Source organism: Thioprofundum lithotrophicum (assembly GCF_055387065.1).
Genome location: NZ_AP042379.1, coordinates 2,903,405 through 2,930,077, shown reverse-complemented (window position 1 = coordinate 2,930,077; position 26,673 = coordinate 2,903,405). Strand labels below are relative to the sequence as shown.

At 64.1% G+C, this 26,673-nt stretch carries 25 protein-coding genes; 17 read left to right on the top strand and 8 right to left on the bottom strand.

What is annotated here, in order from left to right; translation table 11 throughout:
• Positions 1-150 precede the first annotated feature (150 nt).
• Complete coding sequence (gene dapC / locus ACZ5BH_RS13990) at positions 151-1,347, bottom strand: succinyldiaminopimelate transaminase (RefSeq protein ID WP_464889878.1); 1,197 nt, start codon at positions 1,345-1,347, stop codon at positions 151-153.
• 112 nt (positions 1,348-1,459) lie between these two features.
• Between dapC and ACZ5BH_RS13985 the strand changes: the two genes are divergently transcribed.
• Both ACZ5BH_RS13985 and ACZ5BH_RS13980 read left to right on the top strand, forming a co-directional pair.
• Complete coding sequence (locus ACZ5BH_RS13985) at positions 1,460-2,320, top strand: DMT family transporter (RefSeq protein WP_464889877.1); 861 nt, start codon at positions 1,460-1,462, stop codon at positions 2,318-2,320.
• 285 nt (positions 2,321-2,605) lie between these two features.
• The gene (locus ACZ5BH_RS13980) at positions 2,606-2,986 is read left to right on the top strand and encodes a VOC family protein (protein WP_464889876.1); all 381 of its coding nucleotides are present in this window, start codon (positions 2,606-2,608) and stop codon (positions 2,984-2,986) included.
• 69 nt (positions 2,987-3,055) lie between these two features.
• Here ACZ5BH_RS13980 and glnD read toward each other — a convergent pair whose 3' ends face one another.
• Both glnD and map read right to left on the bottom strand, forming a co-directional pair.
• Positions 3,056-5,701: a [protein-PII] uridylyltransferase gene (gene glnD, locus ACZ5BH_RS13975; protein WP_464889875.1), complete on the bottom strand. Its 2,646-nt coding sequence runs from the start codon at positions 5,699-5,701 to the stop codon at positions 3,056-3,058.
• On the bottom strand, positions 5,701-6,471 hold the full coding sequence (gene map / locus ACZ5BH_RS13970; protein WP_464889874.1) for a type I methionyl aminopeptidase: 771 nt from the start codon (positions 6,469-6,471) through the stop codon (positions 5,701-5,703). Before map ends, glnD begins: the two co-directional genes overlap by 1 nt.
• A 288-nt stretch (positions 6,472-6,759) precedes the next feature.
• Between map and rpsB the strand changes: the two genes are divergently transcribed.
• From rpsB to lpxA, 13 genes are all read left to right on the top strand, one after another.
• Positions 6,760-7,596 (top strand): 30S ribosomal protein S2, encoded by an 837-nt coding sequence (gene rpsB, locus ACZ5BH_RS13965; RefSeq protein WP_464889873.1) that lies wholly within the window; start codon positions 6,760-6,762, stop codon positions 7,594-7,596.
• Between the two features lie 101 nt (positions 7,597-7,697).
• On the top strand, positions 7,698-8,579 hold the full coding sequence (tsf, locus tag ACZ5BH_RS13960; protein WP_464889872.1) for a translation elongation factor Ts: 882 nt from the start codon (positions 7,698-7,700) through the stop codon (positions 8,577-8,579).
• Between the two features lie 9 nt (positions 8,580-8,588).
• Positions 8,589-9,302 (top strand): UMP kinase, encoded by a 714-nt coding sequence (gene pyrH / locus ACZ5BH_RS13955; RefSeq protein ID WP_464889871.1) that lies wholly within the window; start codon positions 8,589-8,591, stop codon positions 9,300-9,302.
• A 16-nt stretch (positions 9,303-9,318) separates the two neighbouring features.
• A complete protein-coding gene (gene frr, locus ACZ5BH_RS13950; RefSeq protein ID WP_464889870.1) occupies positions 9,319-9,876 on the top strand; it encodes a ribosome recycling factor in 558 nt (185 codons plus the stop codon).
• 130 nt (positions 9,877-10,006) lie between these two features.
• Complete coding sequence (locus ACZ5BH_RS13945) at positions 10,007-10,705, top strand: isoprenyl transferase (RefSeq protein WP_464891224.1); 699 nt, start codon at positions 10,007-10,009, stop codon at positions 10,703-10,705.
• The gene (locus tag ACZ5BH_RS13940) at positions 10,698-11,522 is read left to right on the top strand and encodes a phosphatidate cytidylyltransferase (protein ID WP_464889869.1); all 825 of its coding nucleotides are present in this window, start codon (positions 10,698-10,700) and stop codon (positions 11,520-11,522) included. The genes ACZ5BH_RS13945 and ACZ5BH_RS13940 overlap by 8 nt, the downstream gene beginning before the upstream one ends.
• Entirely contained in the window at positions 11,519-12,715 is a 1,197-nt protein-coding gene (gene ispC, locus ACZ5BH_RS13935; protein ID WP_464889868.1) for a 1-deoxy-D-xylulose-5-phosphate reductoisomerase, read from the top strand. Before ACZ5BH_RS13940 ends, ispC begins: the two co-directional genes overlap by 4 nt.
• Positions 12,712-14,073 carry a sigma E protease regulator RseP gene (gene rseP / locus ACZ5BH_RS13930; RefSeq protein WP_464889867.1) on the top strand — a complete coding sequence of 454 codons (1,362 nt, stop codon included), beginning with the start codon at positions 12,712-12,714 and terminating at the stop codon, positions 14,071-14,073. Before ispC ends, rseP begins: the two co-directional genes overlap by 4 nt.
• 19 nt (positions 14,074-14,092) lie before the next feature.
• On the top strand, positions 14,093-16,366 hold the full coding sequence (gene bamA / locus ACZ5BH_RS13925) for an outer membrane protein assembly factor BamA (protein ID WP_464889866.1): 2,274 nt from the start codon (positions 14,093-14,095) through the stop codon (positions 16,364-16,366).
• A gap of 2 nt (positions 16,367-16,368) precedes the next feature.
• Positions 16,369-16,929, top strand: a complete 561-nt coding sequence (locus tag ACZ5BH_RS13920) for an OmpH/Skp family outer membrane protein (protein ID WP_464889865.1) — start codon at positions 16,369-16,371, stop codon at positions 16,927-16,929.
• Complete coding sequence (lpxD, locus tag ACZ5BH_RS13915) at positions 16,929-17,960, top strand: UDP-3-O-(3-hydroxymyristoyl)glucosamine N-acyltransferase (RefSeq protein ID WP_464889864.1); 1,032 nt, start codon at positions 16,929-16,931, stop codon at positions 17,958-17,960. The genes ACZ5BH_RS13920 and lpxD overlap by 1 nt, the downstream gene beginning before the upstream one ends.
• Before the next feature lie 4 nt (positions 17,961-17,964).
• A complete protein-coding gene (gene fabZ / locus ACZ5BH_RS13910; protein ID WP_464889863.1) occupies positions 17,965-18,411 on the top strand; it encodes a 3-hydroxyacyl-ACP dehydratase FabZ in 447 nt (148 codons plus the stop codon).
• Positions 18,408-19,181, top strand: a complete 774-nt coding sequence (gene lpxA / locus ACZ5BH_RS13905) for an acyl-ACP--UDP-N-acetylglucosamine O-acyltransferase (protein ID WP_464889862.1) — start codon at positions 18,408-18,410, stop codon at positions 19,179-19,181. The genes fabZ and lpxA overlap by 4 nt, the downstream gene beginning before the upstream one ends.
• Positions 19,182-19,208: 27 nt before the next feature.
• On the opposite strand, the gene lpxB is transcribed toward lpxA, so the two are convergent.
• Genes lpxB through ACZ5BH_RS13890 form a run of 3 tightly spaced genes read right to left on the bottom strand, consistent with a single transcriptional unit; the run spans position 19,209 to position 22,432 of the window.
• The gene (gene lpxB / locus ACZ5BH_RS13900; RefSeq protein WP_464889861.1) at positions 19,209-20,363 is read right to left on the bottom strand and encodes a lipid-A-disaccharide synthase; all 1,155 of its coding nucleotides are present in this window, start codon (positions 20,361-20,363) and stop codon (positions 19,209-19,211) included.
• Positions 20,364-20,370: 7 nt separating this feature from the next.
• Positions 20,371-21,462, bottom strand: coding sequence for a DegT/DnrJ/EryC1/StrS family aminotransferase (locus tag ACZ5BH_RS13895; RefSeq protein ID WP_464889860.1), 1,092 nt, complete (start codon positions 21,460-21,462; stop codon positions 20,371-20,373).
• 31 nt (positions 21,463-21,493) lie between these two features.
• A complete protein-coding gene (locus ACZ5BH_RS13890; protein ID WP_464889859.1) occupies positions 21,494-22,432 on the bottom strand; it encodes a Gfo/Idh/MocA family protein in 939 nt (312 codons plus the stop codon).
• Positions 22,433-22,607: 175 nt separating this feature from the next.
• Here ACZ5BH_RS13890 and rnhB point away from each other — a divergent pair, with 175 nt between their 5' ends.
• A complete protein-coding gene (gene rnhB / locus ACZ5BH_RS13885) occupies positions 22,608-23,165 on the top strand; it encodes a ribonuclease HII (protein WP_464889858.1) in 558 nt (185 codons plus the stop codon).
• 20 nt (positions 23,166-23,185) lie between these two features.
• Positions 23,186-23,752, top strand: a complete 567-nt coding sequence (locus ACZ5BH_RS13880; protein ID WP_464889857.1) for an HNH endonuclease — start codon at positions 23,186-23,188, stop codon at positions 23,750-23,752.
• Positions 23,753-23,813: 61 nt separating this feature from the next.
• On the opposite strand, the gene ACZ5BH_RS13875 is transcribed toward ACZ5BH_RS13880, so the two are convergent.
• Positions 23,814-24,869 carry an SDR family oxidoreductase gene (locus ACZ5BH_RS13875; RefSeq protein ID WP_464889856.1) on the bottom strand — a complete coding sequence of 352 codons (1,056 nt, stop codon included), beginning with the start codon at positions 24,867-24,869 and terminating at the stop codon, positions 23,814-23,816.
• Positions 24,870-24,943: 74 nt separating this feature from the next.
• Entirely contained in the window at positions 24,944-26,221 is a 1,278-nt protein-coding gene (gene tviB, locus ACZ5BH_RS13870; RefSeq protein ID WP_464889855.1) for a Vi polysaccharide biosynthesis UDP-N-acetylglucosamine C-6 dehydrogenase TviB, read from the bottom strand.
• Positions 26,222-26,673: the final 452 nt, after the last annotated feature.

Sequence of the window (26,673 nt, the reverse complement as noted above, 5' to 3'; positions counted from 1 at the left end):
TGGGCGGCGGAAACGGGGCCATTATACGGCGTCTTCCGGCCGCGTTCTGCTGAATTGAAATTGTGGTGGCTGAATTCGGGGGCCTCCCGGAGGGCTGTGTGCAGGCCTTGAATCACGGTCTGGAATCCGGGACGCTCGGTTGGATTTTCGTCAAAGACTTTCGGTATAGCGGCGGATCCGCCTTGCCGCCTCGATGCATTCGTCCAGTTCGGCCACCAGGGCCATGCGCACCCGTCCGGCGCCGGGGTTGCCGCCAGCGGTCTCCCGCGAGAGGAAGCTGCCAGGCAGCACGGTGACGTTTTCGGCGGCATAGAGGCCGCGGGCGAACTCGGTGTCGGGGATTGGCGTCGGCGTCCACAGGTAGAAGCCGGCCTCGGGGCGCTGCACGTCGAGCACCGGGGCGAGGATCTCCAGCACGGCGTCGAAACGTTCCCGGTAGTGGCGGCGGTTGTCGGCCACGTGGGCCTCGTCGCCCCAGGCAGCGATGCTGGCGGCCTGATGGTGGGGCGGCAGGGCGCAGCCGTGATAGGTGCGGTAGCGCAGGAAGCGGGACAGCACCTCGGCGTCGCCGGCCACGAAGCCGGAGCGCAGGCCCGGCAGATTGGAGCGCTTGGAGAGGCTGTGGAACACCACGCAGCGGCGGAATTCGGGATTGCCGGCGGCCACCGCCGCCTGCAGCAGCCCCACCGGGGGGTGGGCCTCGTCGAAATGGATCTCCGAGTAGCATTCATCGGCGGCGATGATGAAATCGTGCCGCTCGGCCAGCTCAAGCCCCTTGCGCAGGGTGTCGAGATCCAGCACGGCCCCGGTGGGATTGCCGGGCGAGCAGAGGTAGAGGAGCTGGCAGCGGTCCCAGACGGCGTCGGGGACGGCATCGAAGTCGGGCACGAAACCGTTTTCGGCCGTGGTGTCGAGGTACACCGGTTCGGCGCCGGCCAGCAGGGCCGCCCCTTCGTAGATCTGGTAGAAGGGGTTGGGCAGCAGCACGGCGGCGTCGCGGCCGCGGTCCACCACGGCCTGGGCGAAGGCGAACAGCGCCTCGCGGGTGCCGTTGACCGGCAGCACCTGGGTTTGCGGGTCCACGCCGCCCGCCGGCAGCCGGAAGCGCCGCTCCAGCCAGCCGGCGATGGCCTCGCGCAGGGCCGTTTCCCCCTTGGTCAACGGATAGCGGGCGGCGCCGTCGAGGGCCTCGCGCAGCGCCTCGAGCACGAAGGCCGGCGCCGGCTGACGCGGCTCGCCGATGGACAGGGCGATAGGGGGCCGGTTGGCGGGCGGCGTGACGCCGGCCTTGAGAGCCTGCAGTTTTTCGAAGGGGTAGGGGTGCAGTTTGTCGAGATCCGGGTTCATGGTTTCGATTGCGGCGCGGCAAAGCGGTGGATTATACGCGTCCCGGCGCCGGGACGACCACCGCCGCCGTTCCCGGTACAATGCCGGCACGTTCCGAGGAGTCCGACCCGCCATGCCGTCTTCCCGCCTCTTGCCCGTGCTGGGGCTGCTCATCGCCGCGACCCTCTGGGGCGTGTTCTGGTATCCGCTGCGCCTGCTCGAGGCGCAGGGCCTGTCGGGGTTGTGGAGTTCCCTGTTCCTCTATGCCGGGACGGCCGCGGCCTGGCCGTTCCTGCTGCGCGGGCGAATGGGCGAGTGGCGGCGTGCGCCGCTGTGGCTGCTGCTGGTGGCCCTGGGCAGCGGCTGGACCAACATCGCCTTCGTGCTGGCGATGCTCGAAGGCGAGGTGATGCGGGTGTTGCTGCTGTTCTACCTCTCGCCCCTGTGGGCCACGGTGCTGGGCTGGCTGTTCCTGCACGAGCGGATCGACGGGGCGACCCTCGGGATCCTCGCCGTGGCGGTGGCCGGCGCGGTGATCATGCTCTGGAACCCGGCGCTGGGCCTGCCCTGGCCGGCCAGCCGTGCCGACTGGCTGGCGTTGTCTTCGGGCTTTGCCTTCGCCGCGCTCAACACGGTGCTGCGCCATCTGCAGGGGATTTCGGTGCAGGTGAAGACCGTGGCCGGCTGGCTGGGGGTGGTGGTGATGGCCGGGATTCTGCTGCTGGCCGGGCAGGAGGCGCTGGCTGCCGGTGTGCCGGTGGTGGGGGCCGCCCTCGGGCTGGGGGCCACCTTCCTGGTGCTGATGACCCTGTCGGTGGTGTATGGCGTGACCCACATGCCGGTGCAGCGCTCGGCGGTGATCCTGCTGTTCGAGATCGTCGCCGGGGCGGTGTCGTCCATGTGGCTCACCGACGAGCTGATGAGCCCGGCCGAATGGTTCGGCGGCGCGCTGGTGATTCTGGCGGCCTGGCTGTCGGCCAGGCGGGTGCACTGAATCACTGTTCCGGATTCCGGAAATACGCTTGATAGAAGCACAGAGCCCTCGCGGCCGGTGAGACGTTTCGTGACCGTCGGCCGCAGGGATGCGGCCGTCGAGCCTACAGGGATGTATTTACGGCGTGTCACGAAACGTCTCACCGGCCGCGAGGGCGTGTCAGATGTTTTGCCAGGAATTGAGCACGGTTTGAGAGTCTGGAATGGTGATTTTCAGTGGCATGCCATGTCTGGTGCCGGACCGGAAGAAATTAAGGTTAGGATGGGATCGTTTGAGGAGAGTGGGATGTTCCAAATCGAACACATTCTGCATGTCAGCCTGCTGGTGGCCGATACGGATCGGGCGCTGGCCTTCTACCGGGACGTGCTGGGCCTGGAAGTGGATGCCGGGCGGCCGGATCTGGGTTTTCCCGGGGCCTGGCTGAAGGTGGGGGAGGCCAGCATCCATCTGCTGGAACTGCCCAATCCCGATCCGGTCACCGGCCGCCCCGAACACGGCGGCCGCGACCGGCATGTGGCGCTGGCCGTGGGCGATTTCGACGGCCTCGTGCGGGCCCTCGACGCCGCAGGGGTGCCCTATACCCGCAGCCGCTCGGGCCGGCCGGCGATCTTCTGCCGCGACCCCGACGGCAACGCGCTGGAGTTCATTGGCATGGCAGGCTGTTGAAAAAGCCCACGGAGGGGCGTTTTCAACAGCCTGATAGAGGAAAAGCAGGCGCGGGGCCCTCGCCGCGATTCAGGCGGCTTCGAGGGCCTTGCCGATCTGCTGGCGCAGGCACCGGCGCGTGGCCTCGTCGAGAGGGCGGCCCCGGGCGTCCACCAGGTAGAAGAAGTCCTCGGCCTTTTCGCCGAAGGTGGCCACGCGGGCGTTGCGCAGTTGCACGTGGCAGTCGTGCAGGGCCTGGGCGATGCGCGAGAGCAGGCCGGGCCGATCCACGGCGCGCACCAGCATGCGGGTCAGCTGGCGGGCCGCGTCGTCCTCGAAACGGATCTCCGGCGGAAAGTCGAAGTGGCGGATCTGGCGGGGCAGGCTGGCCGAGGGGGCGGGGAGGCGGGCGGCTGGATCGGCCAGGGCCTGCTGCAGGCGCCGTTGCAGATCGGCGCCGCGCGCCGGGCCCAGGCCACGGCCGTCGGTGTCCACCACCCGGAAGGCGTCGAGGGCATGACCGTCCTCGGTGTCGAAGATCCGTGCATCCATGATCGAGGCGCCGGCCCGCTCCAGTACCCGGGTGGCGAGCAGGAACAGATCGGGCCGGGTGCGGGTGTAGAGGAACACGTCGGAGCCGCCGCGGTCGCGGTCGCGCACCAGCACCAGCGGCGCTTCCCGGTCGGGGCGGCCGAGGATGGCGGCGGTGTGCCAGGCCACTTCCTCGGGCTGGAAGCGCAGCAGGTATTCCTCGCCGAGCTGTTGCCAGAGCCGCTCGGCGGCGGCCGGGTCCAGGCCCTCGGTGGCCAGGCGTTCGCCGGCCACGCGACGGGTTTCGCGGATCCGTTCCGATTGCAGCACCGGGTTTTCCAGGCCGCGGCGGAAGGTGTCGCGGGTGGCGTCGTAGAGCTGCTTGAGCAGGGCGCCCTTCCAGTCGTTCCAGACCTTGTCGGAGGTGCCGCGAATGTCGGCCACGGTCAGCAGGTAGAGATAGTCGAGGCGGTTCTTCTCCCCCACCTTCTCGGCGAAGGCGTGCACGGTGTCGGGATCGGCGATGTCCTGGCGCTGGGCCACGCTGGACATCAGCAGGTGATTGCGCACCAGCCAGGTGACCAGAGCCGTGTCGTAGTCGGAGAGGCCGTGGCGCCGGCAGAAGGCCTCGGCGTCCACGGCGCCCAGTTCGGCGTGGTCGCCGCCGCGGCCCTTGGCGATGTCGTGATAGAGGGCGGCGATGAGCAGCAGCTCCTGCTTGGGGATGGTCTGGATCAGCTCGCTGCAGAAGGGAAACTCGTGGCGGAACTCGGGCACCGTGAGGCGGCGCAGGTTGCGGATCACCATCAGGGTGTGTTCGTCCACGGTGTAGACGTGGAACAGGTCGTGCTGCATCTGGCCGACGATCTGGCCGAATTCGGGCAGGTAGGCGGCGAGGATGCCGTAGCGGTTCATGCGCCGCAGTTCGTGGGTCACGCCTTCGGTCTGGCGCATGATCTCCATGAACAGGCTGCGGTTGCGCAGATCGGCCCGGTAGTCGGGATCGATCAGATCCCGGTCGCGGCGGATCAGGCGGATGGTGTTGGCGCGCACGCCCTTCAGTTCCGGGTGCTGTTCCAGCAGCAGGAAGACCTCCAGCAGGGCGAAGGGATAGCGGCGGAAGACCTTGTCGTGGGTCACTTCCAGAAAGCCCTTGCGGGCCTGGAAACGGCGGTTGATGGGCTGCGGCGCGGCGTCTTCGTCCGGCTGCAGGATCTCTTCCTGGAACAGTTGCAGCAGCATCTCGTTGAGCCGCGACAGTTCCATCACCGTGCGGTAGTACTGCTTCATGAACTGTTCCACCGCCAGTTTCTGCGGGGTGTCGCGGTAGCCGAACTGGCGGGCCAGCTCGCGCTGGTAGTCGAACAGCAGGCGATCCTCGCGCCGCTTGGCCAGCACGTGCAGGCCGAAGCGCACCTGCCAGAGGAAGGCCTGGCCCTCGTGCAGCAGACGGTATTCGTCGGCGGTGAGGAAGCCGTGATCCACCAGCTCGGCCAGGGTGTCGGCGCCGAAGTGGCGCTTGGCCACCCAGCCGATCATCTGGATGTCGCGCAGGCCGCCCGGGCTTTCCTTGATGTTGGGCTCGAGGTTGTAGCCGGTGTCCTGGTAGCGGGCGTGGCGGGCGATCTGCTCCTCCCACTTGGCGGTGAAGAAGGCCGGGCCGGGCCAGATGTGCTCAGGGCTGCACAGCCGTTTCTGTTCCAGATAGAGAGCCCGCGCGCCCAGCAGCAGGCGCGATTCCTGGATGTTGGTGGCCACGGTGATGTCGCGGGTGGCCTCACGCACGCACTCGGCCACGTTGCGCACGCTCTGGCCCACTTCGAGGCCGATGTCCCAGAGGAAGGTGAGAAAGGCCGAGATCCCCTCGTGCCAGGGTTCGTCCTCGTCCCGGATGAGGATCAGCAGATCGATGTCGGAGGCCGGATGCAGTTCGCCCCGGCCGTAGCCGCCCACCGCCACCAGGGCGATGTCGGGCGAGTCGTCGGGCAGGTACAGTCGCCAGGCCCGCGCGAGCAGGGCGTCCACCAGCGCGGCGCGCGCCGGCACCAGCTCGGTGGCCGCGCGTCCGGCATGGAAGCGCTCCACCAGCACCGCGTTGGCAGCCTTGAGCGTGTCCCGGAACAGGGGCAGGGGCGCCTCGCCCGCGGCCAGCGCGGCATCGAAGCGTTCGGCATCGAACAGCTCCGCGTCGAGCGGGGCGGGCATCAGAAGTCCTCTTCCTCGGTCCGCTTCGTCAGCACCTCGTGACCGGTCTCGGTGACCAGGATGGTGTGCTCCCACTGGGCCGAGAGGGAGCGATCCCGGGTGACCACCGTCCAGCCGTCCTTGAGCAGTTTCACCTGCCGCTTGCCGGCGTTGATCATCGGCTCGATGGTGAAGGTCATGCCCGGTTCCAGCACCAGGCCGGTGCCGGGAGTGCCGTAGTGCAGAACCTGGGGGTCCTCGTGGAACTTGCGGCCGATGCCGTGACCGCAGTATTCGCGCACCACCGAGTAGCCGTGCGTCTCGGCGTGCTGCTGGATGGCGTGGCCGATGTCGCCGAGGCGGGCGCCCGGCCTGACCTGGTCGATGCCGATGCGCAGGCATTCATAGGCCACCCGGCACAGGCGCCGGGCTTCGTTCGAGGGCTCGCCAACGAAGAACATCTTGCTGGTGTCGCCATGGAAGCCGTCCTTGATCACGGTAATGTCGACGTTGACGATATCGCCCTTCTTCAGACGCTTCTCGTTGGGGATGCCGTGGCAGATCACGTTGTTGACCGAAGTGCAGATGGATTTCGGAAAGCCGTGATAGTCCAGCGGCGCGGGAATGGCCCGTTGTTCGTTGACGATGTAGTCGTGGCAGATCCGATCCAGCTCGGCGGTGGTGATGCCGGGCTGTACGTGGGGTTCGATCATCTCCAGGACCTCGGCGGCCAGGCGGCCGGCGACGCGCATCTTCTCGATGTCTTCGGGCGTCTTGATATTTACGCTCATATAATTTGTGGTCTTGTGTGGGTGAACTGGCCTGTCGGCCATTGGAGTGCGGCAGGGGGTACGGGTTCCCGGCAGGCGGTGTGGGCAGGCGGGGTCCGTTGTCGTTCAAAGCCGTTTATGGTATAAAGCGCGCGCGTTTTACGCAAATCCAAAACCGTCGCCCGTCGCGGGCCAGGCCTGCGAGCGGCGGCGAAATTCACACATGCACCGTCACGTCTGTCCGGGTGCCCCGGAAGGGGTTGGCAGATGGGGTGCATGGAGGTCCAACCCGTACAGGAGAGACTCTCAATGACTGACGTTACCATGCGCCAGATGCTCGAGGCTGGCGTGCACTTTGGCCACCAGACCCGCTTCTGGAATCCCAAAATGGCTCCCTACATCTTCGGGGAGCGCAACAAGATCCACATCATCAACCTGGAGAAGACCCTCCCGCTGTTCGAGGACGCCATGAACTTCCTCGGCGCCCTGGCGGCGAAGAAGGGCACCATCCTGTTCGTGGGCACCAAGCGTGCCGCCCAGGATATCGTCCAGGAAGAGGCCGAGCGCTGCGGCATGCCCTATGTAAACCACCGCTGGCTGGGCGGCATGCTCACCAACTACCAGACCGTCAAGAAGTCCATCAAGCGGCTGAAGGATCTGGAAGCCATGGAAGCCGAAGGCGGTTTCGAAGGGCTGAACAAGAAGGAAGTGCTGCAGCTGACCCGCGAGCGGGCCAAGCTGGAACGCAGCCTCGGCGGCATCAAGGACATGAACGGCCTGCCCGACGCCCTGTTCGTGATCGACACCGGCCACGAGAAGATCGCCGTGCAGGAAGCGAAGAAGCTGGGCATTCCGGTGGTCGGCGTGGTGGACACCAACAACGACCCGGACCCCATCGACTACGTGATTCCGGGCAACGACGACGCCATCCGCGCCATCACCCTCTACGCCCAGAGTGCCGCCAAGGCCATTCTGGAAGGCCGCGCCTCGGCCGCCACCGGCCGCGCCGCCGACAAGCCGGCGGAGGAAGGCAGCAAGCCGGCCCGCAAGAAGGCCGCGACCAAGAAGGCGGCCGCCAAACCCGCCGAGGAAGCGCCGGCCGCCGAGAGCGAAGCCGCGCCCGCCGAGGCCCCGGCCGGCGAATAACCGGCACGACCGCGCTGGCAGAAAGGGGGGCGTGCCCCCCTTTTTCGAATCCGCATCTTCACCGAACACTTCTGAACATCTTTACGCAAGAGGATACGCACATGGCAATCACCGCAGCAATGGTCAAGGAACTGCGTGAGCGCACCGGCGCCGGCATGATGGAATGCAAGAAGGCCCTGGTCGAAACCGACGGGGACATCGACGCCGCCATCGAACACCTGCGCAAGACGGGCATGGCCAAGGCCGACAAGAAGGCCGGCCGCACCGCCGCCGAAGGCCTGGTGGCGATCAAGCTCTCCGACGACGGCAAGCGTGCCGCCATCGTCGAGGTCAACTGCGAAACCGATTTCGTGGCCAAGGACGAGAACTTCCGCCACTTCGTCGATGCCGTGGCCGATCAGGTCCTGGCCAGCAACCCGGCCGACCTGGATGCCCTGCTGGCACTGCCCATGCCCGGCGAGGAAGGCCAGACCATCGGCGAGGCCCTCAAGGCCCTGATCGCCAAGATCGGCGAGAACATGGCGATCCGCCGTTTCGCCATCATCGAGGCCAGCGGCCAGCTCCACACCTACATGCATGGCAACCGCATCGGCGTGGTGGTGGATCTGCAGGGGGGCGATGCGAGCCTGGGCAAGGACATCGCCATGCACATCGCCGCCAGCCGCCCGATGACCGTCGCCGAGGCCGACGTGCCCGCCGAGGTGATCGAGAAGGAGAAGGAAATCTTCGCTGCCCAGGCGGCCGAGAGCGGCAAGCCGCCGGAGATCATCGAGAAGATGATCGGCGGGCGCATCAAGAAGTTCCTCAAGGAAGTCACCCTGCTCGGTCAGCCCTTCGTCAAGAACCCGGATCAGACCGTGGAGCAGTTGCTCAAGGACGCCGGTGCCTCGGTCGCGGCCTTCACCCGTTTCGAGGTGGGCGAGGGTATCGAGAAGAAGCAGGAGAACTTCGCCGACGAGGTGATGGCCCAGGTCAAGGGCTGAGGCGGCGCCATGGCGTCCCTGAAATACCGCCGGATCCTGCTCAAGCTCAGCGGCGAGGCGCTGCTGGGCGGGCAGGATTTCGGCATCGATCCGCAGGTGGTGCAGCGGCTGGCCGGCGAGATCCGCGATCTGCACGCGCTCGGCGTGCAGATCGCCATGGTCATTGGCGGGGGCAACATCTTCCGCGGCATCAGCCTCTCGGCCGGCGGCACCGATCGGGTCACTGGCGATCACATGGGCATGCTGGCCACGGTGATCAACGCCCTGGGCCTGCAGGATGGCCTGGAGAGTGCCGGCCTCGAGGTGCGGGTGATGTCGGCCATCCCCATCCACGGCGTCTGCGAGGATTACGTTCGCCGCCGGGCCATCCATCACCTGGAAGCCGGGCGCATCGTGATCTACGCGGCCGGTACCGGCAATCCGTTTTTCACCACCGATACGGCCGCCAGCCTGCGCGGCATCGAGAGCAACGCCGACGTGGTGATCAAGGGGACCAAGGTCGATGGGGTCTATTCGGCCGATCCGGTCAAGGATCCGTCCGCCACGCGCTATGAGCGCCTGGCCTACGACGAGGTGATCGAAAACAAGCTCGCCGTGATGGACACCACCGCCATCGTGCTGTGCCGGGACAACGGCATGCCGGTCGTGGTCTACAACATGAACAAGCCGGGGGCCTTGCTGCGCGTGGTGCAGGGCGAGAACGAAGGCACCCTGGTGGAATGAGGAAAGGGGAAGACGCATGATCGACGAACTGAAGAAGGACGCCGAAACCCGCATGGGCAAGAGCGTCGAAGCGCTCAAGCACGAACTGGCCAAGCTGCGTACCGGGCGGGCCCACACCAGCCTGCTGGATCACATCACCGTGGAGTATTATGGCTCCAAGGTGCCCCTGTCCCAGGTGGCCAACATCAACGTCTCCGATGCGAGAACCCTCACGGTCACGCCCTGGGAGAAGCCCATGGTGTCGGTGGTGGAGAAGGCCATCCGCGATTCGGACATGGGCCTCAATCCGGCCACCGCCGGCGAGGTGATCCGGGTACCCCTGCCGCCGCTGACCGAAGATCGGCGCAAGGACATGATCCGCATCGTGCGCCAGGAAGGGGAGAATGCCAAGGTGGCCATCCGCAACATCCGGCGCGACGTGCTCGGCGACATCAAGCAGCTGCTCAAGGAAAAGGAAATCACCGAGGACGACGAACGCCGCGCCGAGGGCGAGATCCAGAAGATCACCGACAAGTACGTGGCCGAGGTGGACAAACTGGTGGAGGCGAAAGAAAAGGATCTGATGGAAATCTGAATGACCCGGTCTGTGGCCCTGCCGGCGATGACGGAGTGAGAACTTGAGCGATTCGAACCTGACCGATGCAGCCCGTCGTTGCCTGGAACAGCTTGGTCCCGAAGGGCTGCCGCGCCACGTGGCCATCATCATGGACGGCAACGGCCGCTGGGCCCAGCGGCAGCACAAGCCGCGGGTGGCCGGCCACCGCGCCGGCGTGGAGGTGGTGCGCCAGCTCGTGCAGACCTGCGGCGAGCTGGGCATCGAGGTGCTCACCCTGTTCGCCTTCTCCAGCGAGAACTGGCGCCGTCCGGCCAGGGAAGTGGGTTTTCTCATGGAGCTGTTCCTCATGGCCCTGGAACGGGAGGTGCGCAAGCTGCACCGGCACAACGTTCAGCTGCGCATCATCGGCGAACGCAGCGCCTTTCCCGAGAAGATCCAGCAGCGCATCGAGGAATCGGAGTTCCTGACCCGCAACAACACCGGCCTCAAGCTCAATATCGCCGCCAACTACGGCGGGCGCTGGGACATCACCGAGGCCGCCCGGCAGCTGGCCGAAGACGTTCAGGCCGGTACCCTGACGCCGGACGAGATCACGCCCGAACGCCTGGCCGAACGGCTCTGCCTGCACGATCTGCCCGAACCGGACCTGTTCATCCGCACCGGTGGCGAGCAACGCATCTCCAATTTCCTGATCTGGCAGCTGGCCTATACGGAACTCTATTTCACGCCGGTGCTGTGGCCCGACTTCGATCGCGAGGAGTTCGAGAAGGCGATCCTCTCCTTCTCCCATCGCCAGCGCCGTTTCGGCCAGACCGGCGAACAGGTGGAGCGTCAACGGAATGCTTAAACAGCGTGTGCTCACCGCGCTGGTGCTCGCGCCGCTGGCCCTGTGGGGGATCGTTGCGCTGCCCGAGACGGCCTTCGATCTGATCTGGGGGGCGATCGTGGCCCTGGCTGCCTGGGAATGGGGACGCCTGGGGGGCCTGTCGGGGCGCGTGGCCGTGCTCTATGCCCTCGGCATCGCCGCGCTCATCGCCGGCCTGTTCGTGGCACCGGCCGCCTCCCGCTGGCAGGCGGCGGTCCTGCTCCTGGCGGGCCTGTGGTGGCTGGGTCTGCTGTTCCGGCTGGGCGGCTTTCGTCATCGTCCGGTGCCCCACGGCGTTCACCCGTTCTCGGCCCTGGCCAGCGGCATTCCCGTGCTGCTCGGCGTCTATTTCGCGATTGTGTTGCTGCGCCACAGCCCGGGGCTGGGCTATCCCTACATCATTCTGCTCATGCTGCTGGTCTGGGGCGCCGATACGGCGGCCTATTTCGCCGGCCGGGCATTCGGCCGCCACAAGCTGCTGCCCAGCGTCTCGCCCGGCAAGACCTGGGAAGGGGTCATCGGCGCGCTGTTTGCCAGTCTCGTGATCGCCGCCGTCGGCGCCTTGTGGTTCGACCTGCCGCCGGAACGCTGGCCGGTGTTCCTCGCCGTGTCCCTGGTCACGGTCATCTTCTCGGTGGTCGGGGATCTGAACGAAAGCTATTTCAAGCGGCGCGCCGGCATGAAGGACAGCAGCCATCTGCTGCCGGGCCACGGCGGGATTCTGGATCGGCTCGACAGTCTCACGGCGGCCGCCCCGATCTTCCTCATGGGCCTCAATCTGCTGGTGCGCACTCCATGAAGCGTCAGGGCATCGCCGTCCTCGGCTCGACCGGCTCCATTGGCCTGAGCACCCTCGACGTCCTGCGGCGCCACGCGGATCGCTACCGCGTGGTGGCCCTGACCGCCCACAGCCAGGTGGAGCGGCTGTTCGAACAAATCCGTGCGTTTCGCCCCGAGGTGGCCGTGATGGTCGAGCCGGCAGCCGCGAGCCGGCTCGCCGACCGGGTTCGCCAGGCCGGCCTGCCCACCGAAGTGCGCGCCGGTGCCGCGGCGCTCAGCGAGGTGGCTTGCCACGAGGCGGTGGATCAGGTCATGGCCGCCATCGTCGGTGCTGCCGGCCTGCTGCCGACGCTGGCGGCCGCCGAGGCCGGCAAGCGCATCCTGCTGGCCAACAAGGAAGCGCTGGTGATGTCCGGCAATCTGCTGCTCGACGCCGTGCAGCGCAGCGGCGCCCGCTTGCTGCCCATCGACAGCGAGCACAACGCCATCTTCCAGTGCCTGCCGGCACACTTCGAAAAGGGGCTGGCGCAGGTGGGCGTGCACCAGATCCTGCTCACCGGTTCCGGCGGTCCGTTTCGGACCCTGCCCCTGGCGCAACTGGCGCATGTGACCCCGGACCAGGCCTGCGCCCATCCCAACTGGAGCATGGGCCGCAAGATCTCCGTGGATTCCGCGACCATGATGAACAAGGGCCTGGAACTCATCGAGGCCTGTCTGCTGTTCCGCACCACGCCGGACCGGGTGCGGATCGTGGTCCATCCCCAGAGCCTGATCCATTCCATGGTGCAGTACGTGGACGGTTCGGTCCTGGCCCAGCTCGGCCAGCCCGACATGCGCACGCCCATCGCCCACGCCCTGGCCTGGCCGGAGCGGATGACGGCCGGGGTGGAACCTCTGGACTTCTGGCAGGTCGGAAGTCTGGACTTCGAGGCGCCGGACCCGCAGCGCTTCCCGGCCCTGCGGCTGGCCGAGGCGGCGGCCCGGCAGGGAGGCACGGCGCCCACGATTCTCAACGCCGCCAACGAGGTGGCCGTGGAAGCCTTCCTCGAGGCGCGGATCCCCTTCACCCGGATCGCCGAACTGGTCGAAGCCGTAATGAACACCGTCGAGCCGGTTACCGCCACCGATCTCGAGACCATTCTGCAGGTCGATCGGCAGGCCCGCGAAGCGGCCCGTCACCGGCTCGCGCAACAGGACGAAGCACCGTCATGAGCATTCTCGTCAGCCTGCTGGCCTTTCTCGTCGCCATCAGCATCCTCATCGCCGTGCACGAGTTCGGCCACTTCTGGGTGGCGCGCCGGCTCGGCGTGAAGGTCCTGCGCTATTCCATCGGCTTCGGCAAGCCGCTGTGGCGCCGCACCCTGCGCCGCGACGGTACCGAATTCGTCATCGCCGCGCTGCCGCTGGGCGGGTATGTGAAGATGCTCGACGAGCGGGAAGGGCCGGTGCCGCCCGAGGAACAGCACCGGGCCTTCAACCGGCAGGCCCTGTGGCGCCGCTTCGCCATCGTCTTCGCCGGGCCGGCCTTCAATTTCCTGTTCGCCATCCTGGCCTACTGGCTGATGTTCGTGGTCGGGGTCAGCGGGGTGAAACCGGTCATTGGCGAAGTGACGCCGGGCAGCCCGGCGGCACTGGCCGGTCTGCAGCCCGAGGAGGAGATCGTGGCCGTGGCGGGACGACCGACCCCGGTCTGGGACGTGGTGATCCAGGAACTGGTCAGCGGGATCGTCGATGCCCGTCGTCTGCCGGTCACCGTGCGCACCCCGGAGGGCACCACGGCCGAGGTGACGCTCGACCTTGGCAAGGTGGACGGCAAGCTCGAGCCGGGTGAACTGTTCGCGCGGGTGGGCTTTCGTCCCTGGTCTCCACCCATCGTGCCGAAGGTGGGGCAGGTGGTGCCCGACTCGCCGGCCGCCCGCGCCGGCCTCGAGACAGGCGACCGGATCCTGACGGCCGACGGCCAGCCGATCGATGACTGGCGGGATCTGGTCGAGTACGTGCGGGCCCGCCCGGATCAGGCCATCGTCTTGCGGGTGGAGCGGAACGGGCGGCCGATCGCGCTGACCCTGCACACCGCCAGCCGGGAGCAGGACGGCAAGACGATCGGCTGGATGGGAATCGGGCCGGCCTCGGTATCGCTGCCGGAGACCATGCGGGTGGAATACCGTTACGGTCCCCTTGCGGCCGTGGCCCGTTCGCTCGACAAGACCTGGCGCGACACGGTGCTGACCCTGAAGATGTTCGGCAAGATCCTCACCGGCGAAGCCTCGGTGCGCAACCTCAGCGGTCCCATCAACATTGCCGTGTATGCCGGGGTCTCGGCCAGCGCCGGATTCTCCCGTTTCATGGAGTTCCTGGCCATCGTCAGCCTGGGGCTCGGGATCATCAACCTCTTCCCAATCCCGGTGCTCGATGGCGGGCACCTGATGTTCTATCTGGTGGAGATGGTCACCCGCCGCCCGGTCTCCGAGGCGGTGCAGGAAATGGCGACCCGGATCGGTCTGGCCATCCTGCTGGCCCTGATGCTGTTCGTGTTCTACAACGATATCGCCCGACTTCTGCAACCCTAGAAGAAGAATTACTGACACGATGCCACGTTTCATCCCTGTACTCGCCTTTCTGTTGCTGGCCTTGCCGGCACTGGCCTTCGAGCCGTTCACGGTCAAGGACATCCGTTTCGAGGGTCTGCAACGGATCTCGGCCGGGGCCGTGCTCAATCAGTTGCCGGTGCGCATCGGCGACCGGGTGGACGCGCATCTCAGTGCCCGCATTATCCACGCGCTCTACAAGAGCGGTTTCTTCAAGGACGTGCGGCTCGAGCGGGATGGCGATACCCTGGTGGTGTTCGTGGCCGAGCGGCCGTCCATTGCCGAGATTACCATCACCGGCAACGATGCCATTCCCACCGAACAGATGCAGGAGGCGCTCAAGCAGATCGGCCTGAGCAAGGGCAAGGTGCTCAACCGGGCCCTGCTCGACAAGATCCAGCTCGAGCTGGAACGTCAGTACTACAGCCTCGGCAAATACGGTGCCCAGATCAAGATCACGACCAAGCCCCTGGCGCGAAACCGGGTGGACGTGCGCATCGAGATTGCCGAAGGGGCCGAGGCCAGTGTCTATGCCATCAACATCGTCGGCAACAAGGCGTTTTCCGATCGGCAACTGCTGGCGCGCATGAAACTGAACGAGCGCAGCTTCTTCTCCGGTGGGGCCCAGTATTCCCGGCAACTGCTGGCGGCGGATCTGGAAACCCTCAAGTCCTGGTACCTGGACCGGGGTTACCTCCATTTCAACATCGAGTCCACGCAGGTTTCCCTCACGCCCGATCGGCAGGATGTCTACATCACCATCAACATCACCGAGGGACAACAGTACCGCGTGCGCGAGGTGAAACTCGCCGGCAAGCTGATCATTCCCGAGGCGGTGGCCCGTTCCCTCATCACCCTGCATCCCGGCGAGGTGTTCTCGCGCAAGGAGGCCGTGGACAGCACCAAGCGGATCAGTGATCGGCTGGCGGAAATCGGCTATGCCTTCGCCAACGTCAACATCATTCCCGACATCGACGAAAAGGCGCGAACGGTGGGCGTGACCCTGTTCGTGGACCCGGGGCAGAAGGTCTACGTGCGGCGGATCAACATCAGCGGCAACACCAAGACCAGGGACGAAGTGATTCGCCGAGAACTGCGCCAGATGGAAGGGGACTGGATGTCCACCCGCAAGATTTCCCTGTCCAAGACCCGCCTCGATCGCACCGGCTTCTTCTCGACCGTGGGCGTGGAGACGCCCTCGGTGCCCGGCACGCCGGACCTGGTGGACGTGAACTTCAACGTGGCCGAGCGGCCGACCGGCAACCTCTCTGCCGGCCTGGGCTATTCCGATACCCAGGGAGCCCTGTTCAACTTCGCCATCAGCCAGGAGAACTTCCTGGGCACCGGCAAGCGGGTCAGCATCAACGTGGACAACAGCCAGGTTACCAAGAACTACAGCATCAACTACAACAATCCCTATTACACCCTGGACGGGATCAACCGCGGTTTCAGCGTCTACTACCGTGCCATCGATGCGGCCCAGGCGCAGATTTCCAATTACACCACGGACAGCTACGGTGCCACTCTGAGTTACGGCTTTCCCCTGAGCGAAATCGATTCCTCACGCATCAGCGTGGGTTACGAGAATTCGAACATCGTTCTCGGCACTTCGCTGGTTTCACAGGATGTGGTTGATTTCGTTGCGGAAAATGGTGACCAGTACGGTTATTTCCCGATCGTGTATTCCTGGACGCGGGATTCGCGGGATCGCCGGATCCTGGCAACCCGGGGCGGCACGACCCGTTTCTCGACCGAGGTCGCAGTGCCGGGCGGGGATTTGGAGTATTATAAGGTCAACCTGCAGCACCTGCAGTATTTCCCCGTGAGCAAGCGGATCACCCTGCTCGCCAAGATCAACCTTGGTTATGGTGACGCCTTCGGCAATACCACCCGCCTGCCGCCGTGGAAGAAATACTACGCTGGTGGCAGCCGGACCGTGCGCGGCTACGAGGCCAACAGCCTCGGCCCGGTCGATCCGGTCACGGGGGTACGCACCGGGGGCAACCGGAAGCTGATCGGCAACCTGGAGCTGATTCTGCCCAACCCCTTCTCCGAGACCGAGGGCTCGACACGACTGGCCGCCTTCATCGACATGGGCAACGTGTACGGTGCCGCCGAGTCGGTCACCACCGATTCGCTGCGTTTCTCGACCGGCGTGGCGCTGCTGTGGCTGAGCCCGGTGGGCGCCTTGCGATTCAGTTACGCGGTACCGTTCAATACCCAGGATGGTGATAGACTACAGGCTTTCCAGTTCACCATGGGATCGGCATTCTAGCGATGAAAATGATCAAGACCCGTCTCGTCATGCTGCTGCTGTCCGGGCTGTTCATGGGCCTGGCGCCGGCGGCCTGGGCCCAGGAGGCCCGCCTGGCCTTCGTCAACACCCAGCGGGTGATGGACAAGGCCCCCCAGGCCCAGGCGGCCCGGGAACTCCTGAAGAACGAATTCGCCCCCCGGGATCAGAAGATCGTGGCGATGCAGAAGGAACTGAAGAAACTGGAAGAGGATCTGGCCCGCAACGCCCAGATCCTCAGCGACAGCGTGCGCATCGCCCGTGAGCGCAAGATCACCAGTCTCAAGCGCGACATCAAGCGGGCGCGGGACGAGTTCCTGGAGGATCTCAACCTGCGCCGCAACGAGGAACTGGGCAAGTTGCAGAAGCTCATCTCCGACGCCATCGTCAGCGTGGCCCGCGAATCGGGTTACGACATCGTGCTGGGCGATACTGTCCTCTATGCCAGCGAGCGGGTGGACATCACCGACAAGGTGCTCGATCGGTTGCGCAAGCAGGGCAGCGCCACGCCGGCGGGCAAGGATCCCGGACTGAACGCCCGCTGATGGCGCTCACGCTCGCGGAACTGGCCTCGGCGATCGACGCCGAACTGCGGGGCGACGGCGAGGCCACCATTCAGGCCGTCAATACCCTCGAAGCGGCCGGAGAGGGCGATCTCTCCTTCCTCACCCAGGGCAAGTATCGTGAGGCCCTGCGCCGCACGGCGGCCACGGCCGTGATCCTCTCGGCAGAGGAAGCGGATCATTGCCCGGTCAACGCCCTGCTGGTGGACAATCCCCATGCCGCCTTCGCCCGGGCCGCCGCGCTGCTCTATCCGGTCGAACGGCCGGCCCCCGGCATCCATCCCTCTGCCGTGGTTGGCGCAGACTGCCGGATCGCCGCCGATGTCTTCATCGGCCCCCACTGCAGCATCGGCGATGGGGTTCACCTGGCCGCCGGCTGCGTGATCGGGCCCGGCTGCGTGATCGAGCAGGACGTTTCGATCGGCGAAGACGGTCGCCTGCTGGCCAATGTCACGATCCAGGCCGGTTGCCGGATCGGCAAGCGGGTGCTTATCCATCCCGGGGCGGTGATCGGCAGTGACGGTTTCGGCCAGGCCGACGACGGGGGCCGCTGGCGGAAGATTCCCCAGGTGGGTCGCGTCCTGGTCGGTGACGATGTGGAGATCGGCGCCAATGTCTGCATCGATCGCGGGGCCATTGCCGATACCGTGATCGAGGATGGCGTCAAGCTGGATAATCTGGTGCACATCGCCCACAATGTGCGGATCGGCGCCGATACGGTGATCGCCGCCCTGAGCGGCATCGCCGGCAGTACCACGCTGGGCCGGCATTGCATGCTCGGTGGCGAAGTGGGCGTGGTGGGGCACATCACGATTGCCGACAACGTGGTGCTCACCGGCCGGGCCGATGTGCGCCAGAGCATCACGGAACCCGGTGTCTACGCTTCGGGCACGCCGCTGGAGCCGCTGCGGGAATGGCACCGCAATCAGGCGCGGTTCCGCCAGCTCGACGCCATGGCCCGCCGGCTGAAGCAACTCGAAAAACGACTCGCAGAACTCGAAGGAAAGGGGTAGGAACTTGAACACGCTCGACATCCACGACATCATGCAACATCTGCCGCACCGGTACCCTTTCCAACTGCTGGACCGGATCCTGGATTACGAAGTCGGCAAGACCCTCACCGCGCTGAAGAACGTCACCAACAACGAACCCTTCTTCCAGGGCCACTTCCCCGGCCGGCCGATCATGCCCGGCGTGCTGATCCTGGAAGCCATGGCCCAGGCCACCGGCATCCTGGCCTTCAAGACCGCCGGCCACGTGCCCGACGGCAGTTCTCTCTACTATTTCGTGGGCATCGACAATGCACGGTTCAAGCAGCCGGTGATTCCCGGTGATCAGCTCATCATCCAGGTGGACTTCGTGAAGGAAAAGCGCGGCATCTGGAAATTCGATGGCGAGGCAAGGGTGGACGACAACGTCGTCTGCAGTGCCGTGCTCATGTGCGCGGAGCGGGACGTGGAATGAGCGTCGACGCCCGGGCGCTCGTCGATCCGGCAGCACGGCTGGCCGAAGACGTCCAGGTCGGCCCGTTCAGCATCATTGGTCCCGAGGTGGAGATCGGTCCGGGCACCGTCATCGGCCCACACGTGGTGATCCGGGGCCCGACCACCATCGGCGCCAACAACCGGATCTTCCAGTTCGCCTCCCTCGGCGAGATCCCCCAGGACAAGAAGTATCACGGGGAAGCCTCGCGCCTCGAAATCGGCGATGGCAATACCATTCGGGAATTCGTGACCATCAACCGGGGCACCGAGGATGGCGGTGGCGTCACCCGGATCGGCCACGACAACTGGCTGATGGCCTACATCCACATCGCTCACGACTGCCGGATCGGCGATCACACCATCTTCGCCAACGGTGCGTCCCTGGCCGGTCACGTGGTGGTCGAGGACCATGCCATCCTCGGCGGCTTCACCCTGGTTCACCAGTTCTGCCAGATCGGCGCTCATGCCTTCTGCGGCATGGGCAGCGCCATCAGCAAGGACGTGCCGCCCTTCGTCATGGCCGACGGCAACCCGGCCCACGCCCGCGGCCTCAACCTCGAAGGCCTCAAGCGGAGGGGATTCGACCGCGAAACGCTGCAGAACCTGCGCCGCGCCTACAAGCTGATTTACCGCTCGGGGCTGACCGTTCGCGAGGCCGTTCAGCAGATCCGCGAAACCCTCGCCGACGACGAAAACGCCATGCAACTGGCCGACTTCCTCTCCCGCGCCGAACGGGGCATCGTGCGCTGAGTTTTCGTTTCGCGGCTCGCGCCGCTCCTACGCGGATGTGTTTTCCCTTTCCAGCATCGCCAGGGTCAGCGCCACGATGTCGCCGTCTTCCGGCGGGGTGCTGAGGATGTCTCGGACACGGGCCAGTCGTTGCCGGTACTTTCGGTTCACGTTTTCGTCCTCCAGCATGGGTAGCAGATCGGCTGTGATGTGTTCCGCAGTGGCTTCGTGTTGCAGCCGTTCCGGTACCAGCCGCTCGCCGGCGACGATGTTGCACAGGCCCACGTGTTCGAGCTTCACCATGTGGCGGACGATCTGCCAGGTAAGCCAGGCCAGCTTGTTGATGATGACCATCGGGGTTTCGGCCAGGGCGATTTCCAGGGTCACGGTTCCGGAGACGGTGACGATGGCATCGCAGGCCGCTGTGACTTCCCGGGTGCGACCCCGGATCACCGGGATGTCCAGATCCCGAATCGCCGACTGCCAGGGTTCGAGATCGGTCTCGTTCAGGGTCGAGGCCAGCGGCAGGAGAAACCGTACCTGTGGCAGCCGCTCGCGGACCCGCCGGGCGGTTTGCAGAATCACCGGCAGGAGCCGGCGGATCTCGCTGCGGCGGCTGCCGGGATAGAGGCCCAGTACCCGATCGCCGTCACCCAGGCCGAAGCTTTCGCGAATGGCGGATCGAGCCTGCTCGAGGGGCCGTTCTTCGGTGATCAGGGGGTGCCCCACGTAGCGTACCGGCACCCCGTGGCGGCGATAGAAATCGGCCTCGAAGGGAAACACCACAGCCATCATGTCGACCCGCTCGCGGATGGTTCTGACCCGGCCTTCCCGCCAGGCCCAGACCTGCGGGCTGATGTAATAGAGCACGGGGATCCCCAGTGCCTTCGCCGTTTTGGCCAGGCGCAGGTTGAAATCGGGATAGTCGGTGAGCAGGAGCAGATCGGGACGCCGTTCCCGCAGCAGGCGCTGCATCCGTTCAAGGGCACCGAAGATGGTCTTGCGATGGGCCAGCACTTCCCAGAGGCCGACGACCGCCAGCTCGGCCGAGTCGATCAGGATTTCGGCGCCGGCCGCGCGCATGTCCTTCCCGCCGATACCGTAGAAGCGCACGTCGGGCCGGTACTCGCGCACGCCGCGCACGATATGGGCGGCGTGCAGGTCGCCCGAGGCCTCGCCGGCGACGATCAGGATCTCCGGCATCGCGGTCTTAGGCGAAGACCTGCCGGATGGTCGCAACGATCGTCTCGATCTGCGCGTCGCTCAGCTCCGGGAAGATGGGCAGAGACAGGCAGCGGCGGCTCACGTCTTCGGTGACCGGCAGCGAGAGACCCGCGCATTCGTCGGCAAAGACCTTCTGCTGATGCAGGGGGATGGGATAGTAGATGGCGCAGGCGATGTCCGCCGCCTGCAGGGCCTTCTGGATGTCGTCACGCCGCTCCGAGAGCAGGGTGTACTGGTGATAGACATGGGTACCGAGGCCGTCTTCCGCCGGTGGCGTGACCACGTCCTTCAGGGCCTCGCTGTAGGCGTGGGCGGCCCGCCGCCGGCCCTGGTTGAACTCGTCGATGTGGCGCAGCTTGACCCGCAGGATGGCGGCCTGCATCTCGTCCAGCCGCGAGTTGTAGCCGATCTCGTCGTGATGGTAACGCACCTTGCTGCCGTGGTTGCGCAGACTGCGCAGGTGTTCCGCCAGGGCGTCGTCGTTGGTGGTGATCATGCCGCCATCGCCATAGGCGCCGAGGTTCTTGCTGGGGAAGAAGCTGTGACAGCCGGCCAGGCCGATGCCGCCGGTCATGCGGCCGTCGATGTCGGCGCCGAAGGACTGGGCGCAATCCTCGATGACTTTCAGATCGTGCTTCTCGGCCAGCGCCATGAGCGCCGGCATGTCGGCCGGCTGGCCGAACAGGTGGACCGGGAGGAGGGCGCGGGTCCGCTCGCTGATGGCGGCGGCCACCTGATCCACGTCGAGGTTGAAGGTGTCGGGACGGATGTCCACGAACACCGGCGTGGCGCCCACGTAGCGGATGGCTTCGGCGGTGGCGATGAAGGTGAAGGCGGGCGTGATGACCTCGTCGCCGGGGCCGATGCCGGCAGCCAGCAGCGCCAGATGCAGCGCATCGGTGCCCGAGGCGCAGCCGATGGCGTGTTTCACGCCGAGATACTCGGCCGCTTCCCGTTCGAAGGCCTGCACGTTGGGCCCGAGGATGAAATGGGCGCTCTCCAGCACGCCTGCCAGTTCGGCGTCGATTTCCGCCTTCAGGCGCTGGTACTGGTTCTTGAGATCCACCATGGGAATCATCGTTTCGACTCCTGCTCGCTGGGCGGCCGTTTCAGGTCCGGCCGAGAATGTCGGTGATGGTGAAGGCCGTCTCGAGGGCCCGCAGGCCGTCCTCGCCGCTGACCACCGGCGGCGTGCCCTGCCGGATGCTGTCGAGAAAGGCGCGGATTTCGGCCAGCAGGGCGTCGCCCTGTTCGAATTCCATTTCCTGACTGTCGATTTCGGGAATGCCCGGGAACATTTCACCCTCGCCGCGCCGGTGCACGCCGAGGGTCTTGTTCTGGAAGTCGATGGTCAGGTAGGCGTCGTCCTGGAAGATGCGCATCTTGCGCTCGCTCTTGAGGCTCACCCGGCTGGCGGTGACATTGGCCACGCACCCGTTCTCGAACTGCAGGCGCGCATTGGCCACGTCGGTGTCACGGGAGAGTACCGGCACGCCGTTGGCGCGGATTTCGGTCACCGGCGAGCGCACGAAATCGAGAATGATGTCGATGTCGTGGATCATCAGATCCAGCACCACGTTGACATCGGCGCCGCGGGGATTGAACGGGGCAATGCGGTGGGATTCGATGAACTTCGGCTGCTCGAGCACGTCGGCGAGAGCCACCACCGCGGGATTGAATCGCTCCAGATGCCCGATCTGGAACACCACGCCCCGCTCCCTAGCCAGGTCCACCAGCTCGCGGCCCTGTTCGAGGGTCGAGGTGATGGGTTTTTCCAGCAGCACGTGCACCCCGGCATCGAGGAAGTGCCGGGCCACCTCGTAGTGCTTCTGGGTGGGGACCACGATGCTCACGGCATCGACCTGTTCGGGCAGATCGCGATAGTCGTCGATGGCGCGAGTGTCGAGTTCCTCGGCGACGCGGCGGGCGGCCTCGTCGCTGGTATCGCAGACGGCAATCAGTTCCGCGCTGTCGAGGGCGGCATACTTCTGCGCGTGGAAGCGGCCGAGGTAGCCCACGCCGACCACGGCCGTTCGGAGTCTGGACATCTGGCGGGATCCGTATGAGAAGTTGGTCAAAAAATGCGCACAGTCCACGTTTCGTGGCTTGTGGCCGTGCCCTGAATATAGGAAACTGGCGGTCATAATAGTCTCATTTAACCGCCTTACAATCAAACGGATACCAACGGGAGGCAGGGTGGTCGGCGGAAACGGTACGGCAGGCGTGGACGAGGCAGGGAGAGGGCCCCTGGCCGGGCCGGTGATCGCCGCCGCCGTCATCCTCCCCGAAGGGCACGGGCTCGACGGCCTGGCCGATTCCAAACAGCTGAGCGAATCGCGGCGCGAAGCGCTCGCCGCGGAAATCCGGCGGGTGGCCATCGCCTGGGCCATCGGCCGTGCCGAGGTAGACGAAATCGATCGGCTCAACATTCTCCAGGCTTCCCTGCTGGCCATGCGCAGGGCGGTGGACGGCCTCACGGAGCGACCCGCGCTGGCCCTCATCGACGGCAATCGCTGTCCCGAGCTGGAATGCCCCGCCGAAGCCATCGTCAAGGGGGATGCCCGGGTGCCGGCCATCAGCGCCGCCTCCATCCTGGCCAAGGTGACCCGGGATCAGGAGATGCTCACACTCGATGCCCGTTACCCCCAGTACCAGTTTGCCCGGCACAAGGGCTATCCCACCCGGGCGCACCTCCAAGCCCTGGCCGAACACGGCGTCAGTCCCGTGCACCGGCGCAGTTTCGGACCGGTTCGGCGGATACTGGAGGCGACCGGATCATGAGAACCGCCTGAGGAAGCCCCATGTCCATTCCGCTCATCCTGCGCCTCGATATCACCGGCCAACCGGTCAAGTGGATCGACTGGCAGGAAGCGGCCTGCCTCTATGCCCGGGAACGGGTGGCCTGGACGGCAGGGGAGCACAGCTTTTCCCTCACCGGCGGCATCCGCCGGCGCGATGGGGAACGCAGCCGCCTGGAAATCAACTCGATCATCGCCGTCCGCGGCGAGTTCCGCCGCCAGTTGTCCCTGGTGCCACCGCTCAACAACACCGAACTGTTCCTGCGGGATCAGCTCCTGTGTCTGTATTGCGGAAAACCCCACCGGGCAAAGGAACTGACCCGGGATCACGTCGTGCCCCTGTCCCGGGGCGGTATCGACTGCTGGAGCAACGTGGTCACCGCCTGCCGCCGCTGCAACGCCCGCAAGGGCAACCGCACCCCCGACGAAGCCGGAATGCCCCTGCTGGCCGTACCCTACATCCCCAACCTGGCCGAATACCTGCTACTGAAGAATCGCCGCATCCTGGGCGATCAGATGGCGTTTCTGAAGATGCAATTTTCCGAATCGCCACGGCGTCTGCCGATTTGAAATAGTCGTATTGAGAGGCCTTGTTCTCAAACCAGAAATTTAACAGCCGGTTATTGGGGAGTCAGGCAACCGGTGACAGAGCTTGGGTGGAGCGGAGGTTCTCAATATACCAATCAATGGCTTCGTCCAGCCCCTGGTCAATGGTGTGAGTGGGTTCGTAACCGAGAAGACGCTTTGCCTTGCCGATATCGGCTCGGGAATGCCGGACGTCGCCCGCCCGAAAATCCAAGTACTTCGGGCGACGCTCGGGGATTCCGGGATTTCTGCTCCGGATCCGGGACTGAATCATGTCGAAGAGTTCATTCAATGATGTCTGCGCATTTACAGCGACATTGTAAACCTGATTGAGGGAATCCGGATTCTCGGTCATGGCAGACAGAATATTGGCTTGAACGGCATTATCGATGAAACAGAAGTCTCGGCTGGTTTCACCATCGCCGTAGATATGGACTTCTTTCCCCTCGAGAATGCTCGCAACCCATTTCGGAATGACCGCGGCATAGGCGCCCTCCGGGTCCTGGCGTTTACCGAAAATGTTGAAATAACGTAATCCTATGCTGTCAAACCCATAAGCCCGGGAAAAGACATTTGCATACAGTTCGTTAACATACTTTGTAACCGCATAGGGGCTGAGTGGGTTACCGATTTTGTCCTCAACCTTTGGCAAGCCGGGGGAGTCGCCGTAGGTGGAACTGGATGCGGCGTAGACAAAACGGCGCACGCCCGCATCCCTTGCGGCGACAAGCATGTTCAGAAAGCCATCGATGTTCGCCTGATTTGTGGTAATGGGATCTTCGATGGACCGGGGCACGGAGCCGATAGCCGCCTGATGCAGGACAAAATCGATGTCCTTGCAGGCTTTTCGGCAAGTATCCAAATCACGAATATCCCCTTCAATGAAGGTGAATGCGTCCTGCCAGGCTTCGGGAACGTTGCGCTTGACCTCGTCGAGGTTGTGTCTGTGTCCAGTTTCAAAATTGTCCAGGCCCACGACTTCTTGCCCGTGGCCAAGAAGCGTTTCCAGAAGGTTGGAGCCGATAAAGCCTGCGACACCGGTCACGAGCCAGCGATAGCGGTGTGTCTGAAGGTGTTCGAGCCGTTCTGAATATGCTGACATGATTTGATTCCTCAACCTAAGCGGGAAGCAGTGCGCCAAAAACCCCTTTTTAATTGATGGTATGGTTTCGGTGCTTACAGCCGACCATCGACGCGATCCTTGGGTAGCACATATTTTACATCGTAGATAACACATTTGTCCTTGCCAAAAGCGCGGATTTTCTCATCCCCCATATCGACAAATTCCTTGTGCGCGACGGCCAAAATGATCGCGTCATACGTCCCGGATTCAGGCGTATCAAGGATGTCGATTCCATATTCACTTTGGGCATCTGACGGATTCACCCAAGGATCATATACATCCACATTGGCATGATATGTCTCAAATTCTCGGATGATATCGATTACGCGGGAGTTGCGTAGATCCGGGCAGTTTTCCTTGAAAGTCAATCCCATGACAAGAATATTGGCATCAACGACCGGTATACGCTTGCGCGTCATGAGTTTGATAACCGAATCGGCAACAAACGCACCCATGTTGTCATTGATCCGTCGTCCGGCCAGTATCACCTCGGGATGGTATCCGATTTCCTGTGCCTTGTGTGTCAGATAGTAGGGATCGACACCGATACAGTGACCCCCGACCAGCCCAGGGCGGAAGGGCAGGAAATTCCACTTTGTTCCGGCAGCTTCCAGTACTTCGAGTGTATCAATACCCAGCTTGTCAAAGATCAGGGCAAGTTCATTGACCAGGGCAATATTGAGATCTCGCTGTGTGTTTTCGATGACCTTGGCGGCTTCAGCGACCTTGATGCTGCTGGCAAGGTGCGTGCCGGCAGTGATGATTGATCGATAAAGATCGTCAACATATTTGGCAATTTCCGGTGTTGACCCTGCTGTAACTTTTTTGATGCTGGTAACTCGGTGGGTTTTATCTCCTGGATTTATTCGCTCTGGACTATATCCAAGGTAAAAATCCTGATTATATTTAAGCCCGGAGATTGACTCAATGATGGGTGCGCAGACTTCTTCCGTAGCACCAGGAAAAACAGTGGATTCAAAAATCACGACGTTTCCCTTGTCGATGACTTTCCCCACAATCTCGCTGGCTCGTTTTAAAGGTGAGAGTTCGGGTCTTTTGTATCGATCAATCGGTGTGGGGACGGTGACGATATACACGTTCGCATCCCTAATGTCCTCAACATTGTCTGTGTAGGATAAATGAACAGACTCCTGAAGCTCTTGGGTGCTGACTTCAAGAGTGACATCCTGGCCGTCGACAAGCTCATTGATGCGCTGTTTGCTGATGTCGAATCCAACGGTTGGATAGTATTTTCCAAATTCGACGGCCAGGGGTAATCCCACGTAACCAAGGCCGATGATCGCCAATTTGGCGTCGTTGATATCTAGCATATGTTGTCAGGTCTGTGTCTTTGTTTTGAAGGCGCAGTATAAGACATGGATTCTCTGTCAAGTACTGCATATTTGGGCTAGATAAATGGTTATAGAGCCTGGGTGGCAAGTGGATTCGTTGTCAGAAGATTCATACTTTATTATTAGCCTGTGGCCGGAATACAACTTACAGGTTTTCGCCTGCGGGTGTAGGAGCGGCGCAAGCCGCGATGGAAGGCGTTTGTGCAGCTCACTCTGCTTCCACATGAAACTCGCGCCTGACAACTCTAAGACAGAGAATATTTCTTGTGGTGTATCTGGACGGGTATGCCGAAATCGCTATTCGTCAGTGCCTGTCTCGATGGTAAATTGAATTACTTGGATTGTCGTGTTGGCTCGATATTGCACACCGGGTTTAGGTCGTTCAAGTCGCCGCTCGGAGTGGGGTGTTCAATCGTGGTCGGCCTCCTGTC

Coding starts and splice junctions, on each gene's coding strand:
- ACZ5BH_RS13890 (WP_464889859.1), bottom strand. CDS start 22,432: ATGTCCAGACTCCGAACGGCCGTGGTCGGCGTGGGCTACCTCGGCCGC.
- lpxA (WP_464889862.1), top strand. CDS start 18,408: ATGAGCGTCGACGCCCGGGCGCTCGTCGATCCGGCAGCACGGCTGGCC.
- ACZ5BH_RS13945 (WP_464891224.1), top strand. CDS start 10,007: ATGGACGGCAACGGCCGCTGGGCCCAGCGGCAGCACAAGCCGCGGGTG.
- dapC (WP_464889878.1), bottom strand. CDS start 1,347: ATGAACCCGGATCTCGACAAACTGCACCCCTACCCCTTCGAAAAACTG.
- tviB (WP_464889855.1), bottom strand. CDS start 26,221: ATGCTAGATATCAACGACGCCAAATTGGCGATCATCGGCCTTGGTTAC.
- ispC (WP_464889868.1), top strand. CDS start 11,519: ATGAAGCGTCAGGGCATCGCCGTCCTCGGCTCGACCGGCTCCATTGGC.
- lpxD (WP_464889864.1), top strand. CDS start 16,929: ATGGCGCTCACGCTCGCGGAACTGGCCTCGGCGATCGACGCCGAACTG.
- ACZ5BH_RS13920 (WP_464889865.1), top strand. CDS start 16,369: ATGAAAATGATCAAGACCCGTCTCGTCATGCTGCTGCTGTCCGGGCTG.
- lpxB (WP_464889861.1), bottom strand. CDS start 20,363: ATGCCGGAGATCCTGATCGTCGCCGGCGAGGCCTCGGGCGACCTGCAC.
- map (WP_464889874.1), bottom strand. CDS start 6,471: ATGAGCGTAAATATCAAGACGCCCGAAGACATCGAGAAGATGCGCGTC.
- tsf (WP_464889872.1), top strand. CDS start 7,698: ATGGCAATCACCGCAGCAATGGTCAAGGAACTGCGTGAGCGCACCGGC.
- ACZ5BH_RS13880 (WP_464889857.1), top strand. CDS start 23,186: ATGTCCATTCCGCTCATCCTGCGCCTCGATATCACCGGCCAACCGGTC.
- frr (WP_464889870.1), top strand. CDS start 9,319: ATGATCGACGAACTGAAGAAGGACGCCGAAACCCGCATGGGCAAGAGC.
- rpsB (WP_464889873.1), top strand. CDS start 6,760: ATGACTGACGTTACCATGCGCCAGATGCTCGAGGCTGGCGTGCACTTT.
- ACZ5BH_RS13980 (WP_464889876.1), top strand. CDS start 2,606: ATGTTCCAAATCGAACACATTCTGCATGTCAGCCTGCTGGTGGCCGAT.
- glnD (WP_464889875.1), bottom strand. CDS start 5,701: ATGCCCGCCCCGCTCGACGCGGAGCTGTTCGATGCCGAACGCTTCGAT.
- rseP (WP_464889867.1), top strand. CDS start 12,712: ATGAGCATTCTCGTCAGCCTGCTGGCCTTTCTCGTCGCCATCAGCATC.
- ACZ5BH_RS13940 (WP_464889869.1), top strand. CDS start 10,698: ATGCTTAAACAGCGTGTGCTCACCGCGCTGGTGCTCGCGCCGCTGGCC.
- bamA (WP_464889866.1), top strand. CDS start 14,093: ATGCCACGTTTCATCCCTGTACTCGCCTTTCTGTTGCTGGCCTTGCCG.
- ACZ5BH_RS13875 (WP_464889856.1), bottom strand. CDS start 24,869: ATGTCAGCATATTCAGAACGGCTCGAACACCTTCAGACACACCGCTAT.
- ACZ5BH_RS13985 (WP_464889877.1), top strand. CDS start 1,460: ATGCCGTCTTCCCGCCTCTTGCCCGTGCTGGGGCTGCTCATCGCCGCG.
- ACZ5BH_RS13895 (WP_464889860.1), bottom strand. CDS start 21,462: ATGATTCCCATGGTGGATCTCAAGAACCAGTACCAGCGCCTGAAGGCG.
- pyrH (WP_464889871.1), top strand. CDS start 8,589: ATGGCGTCCCTGAAATACCGCCGGATCCTGCTCAAGCTCAGCGGCGAG.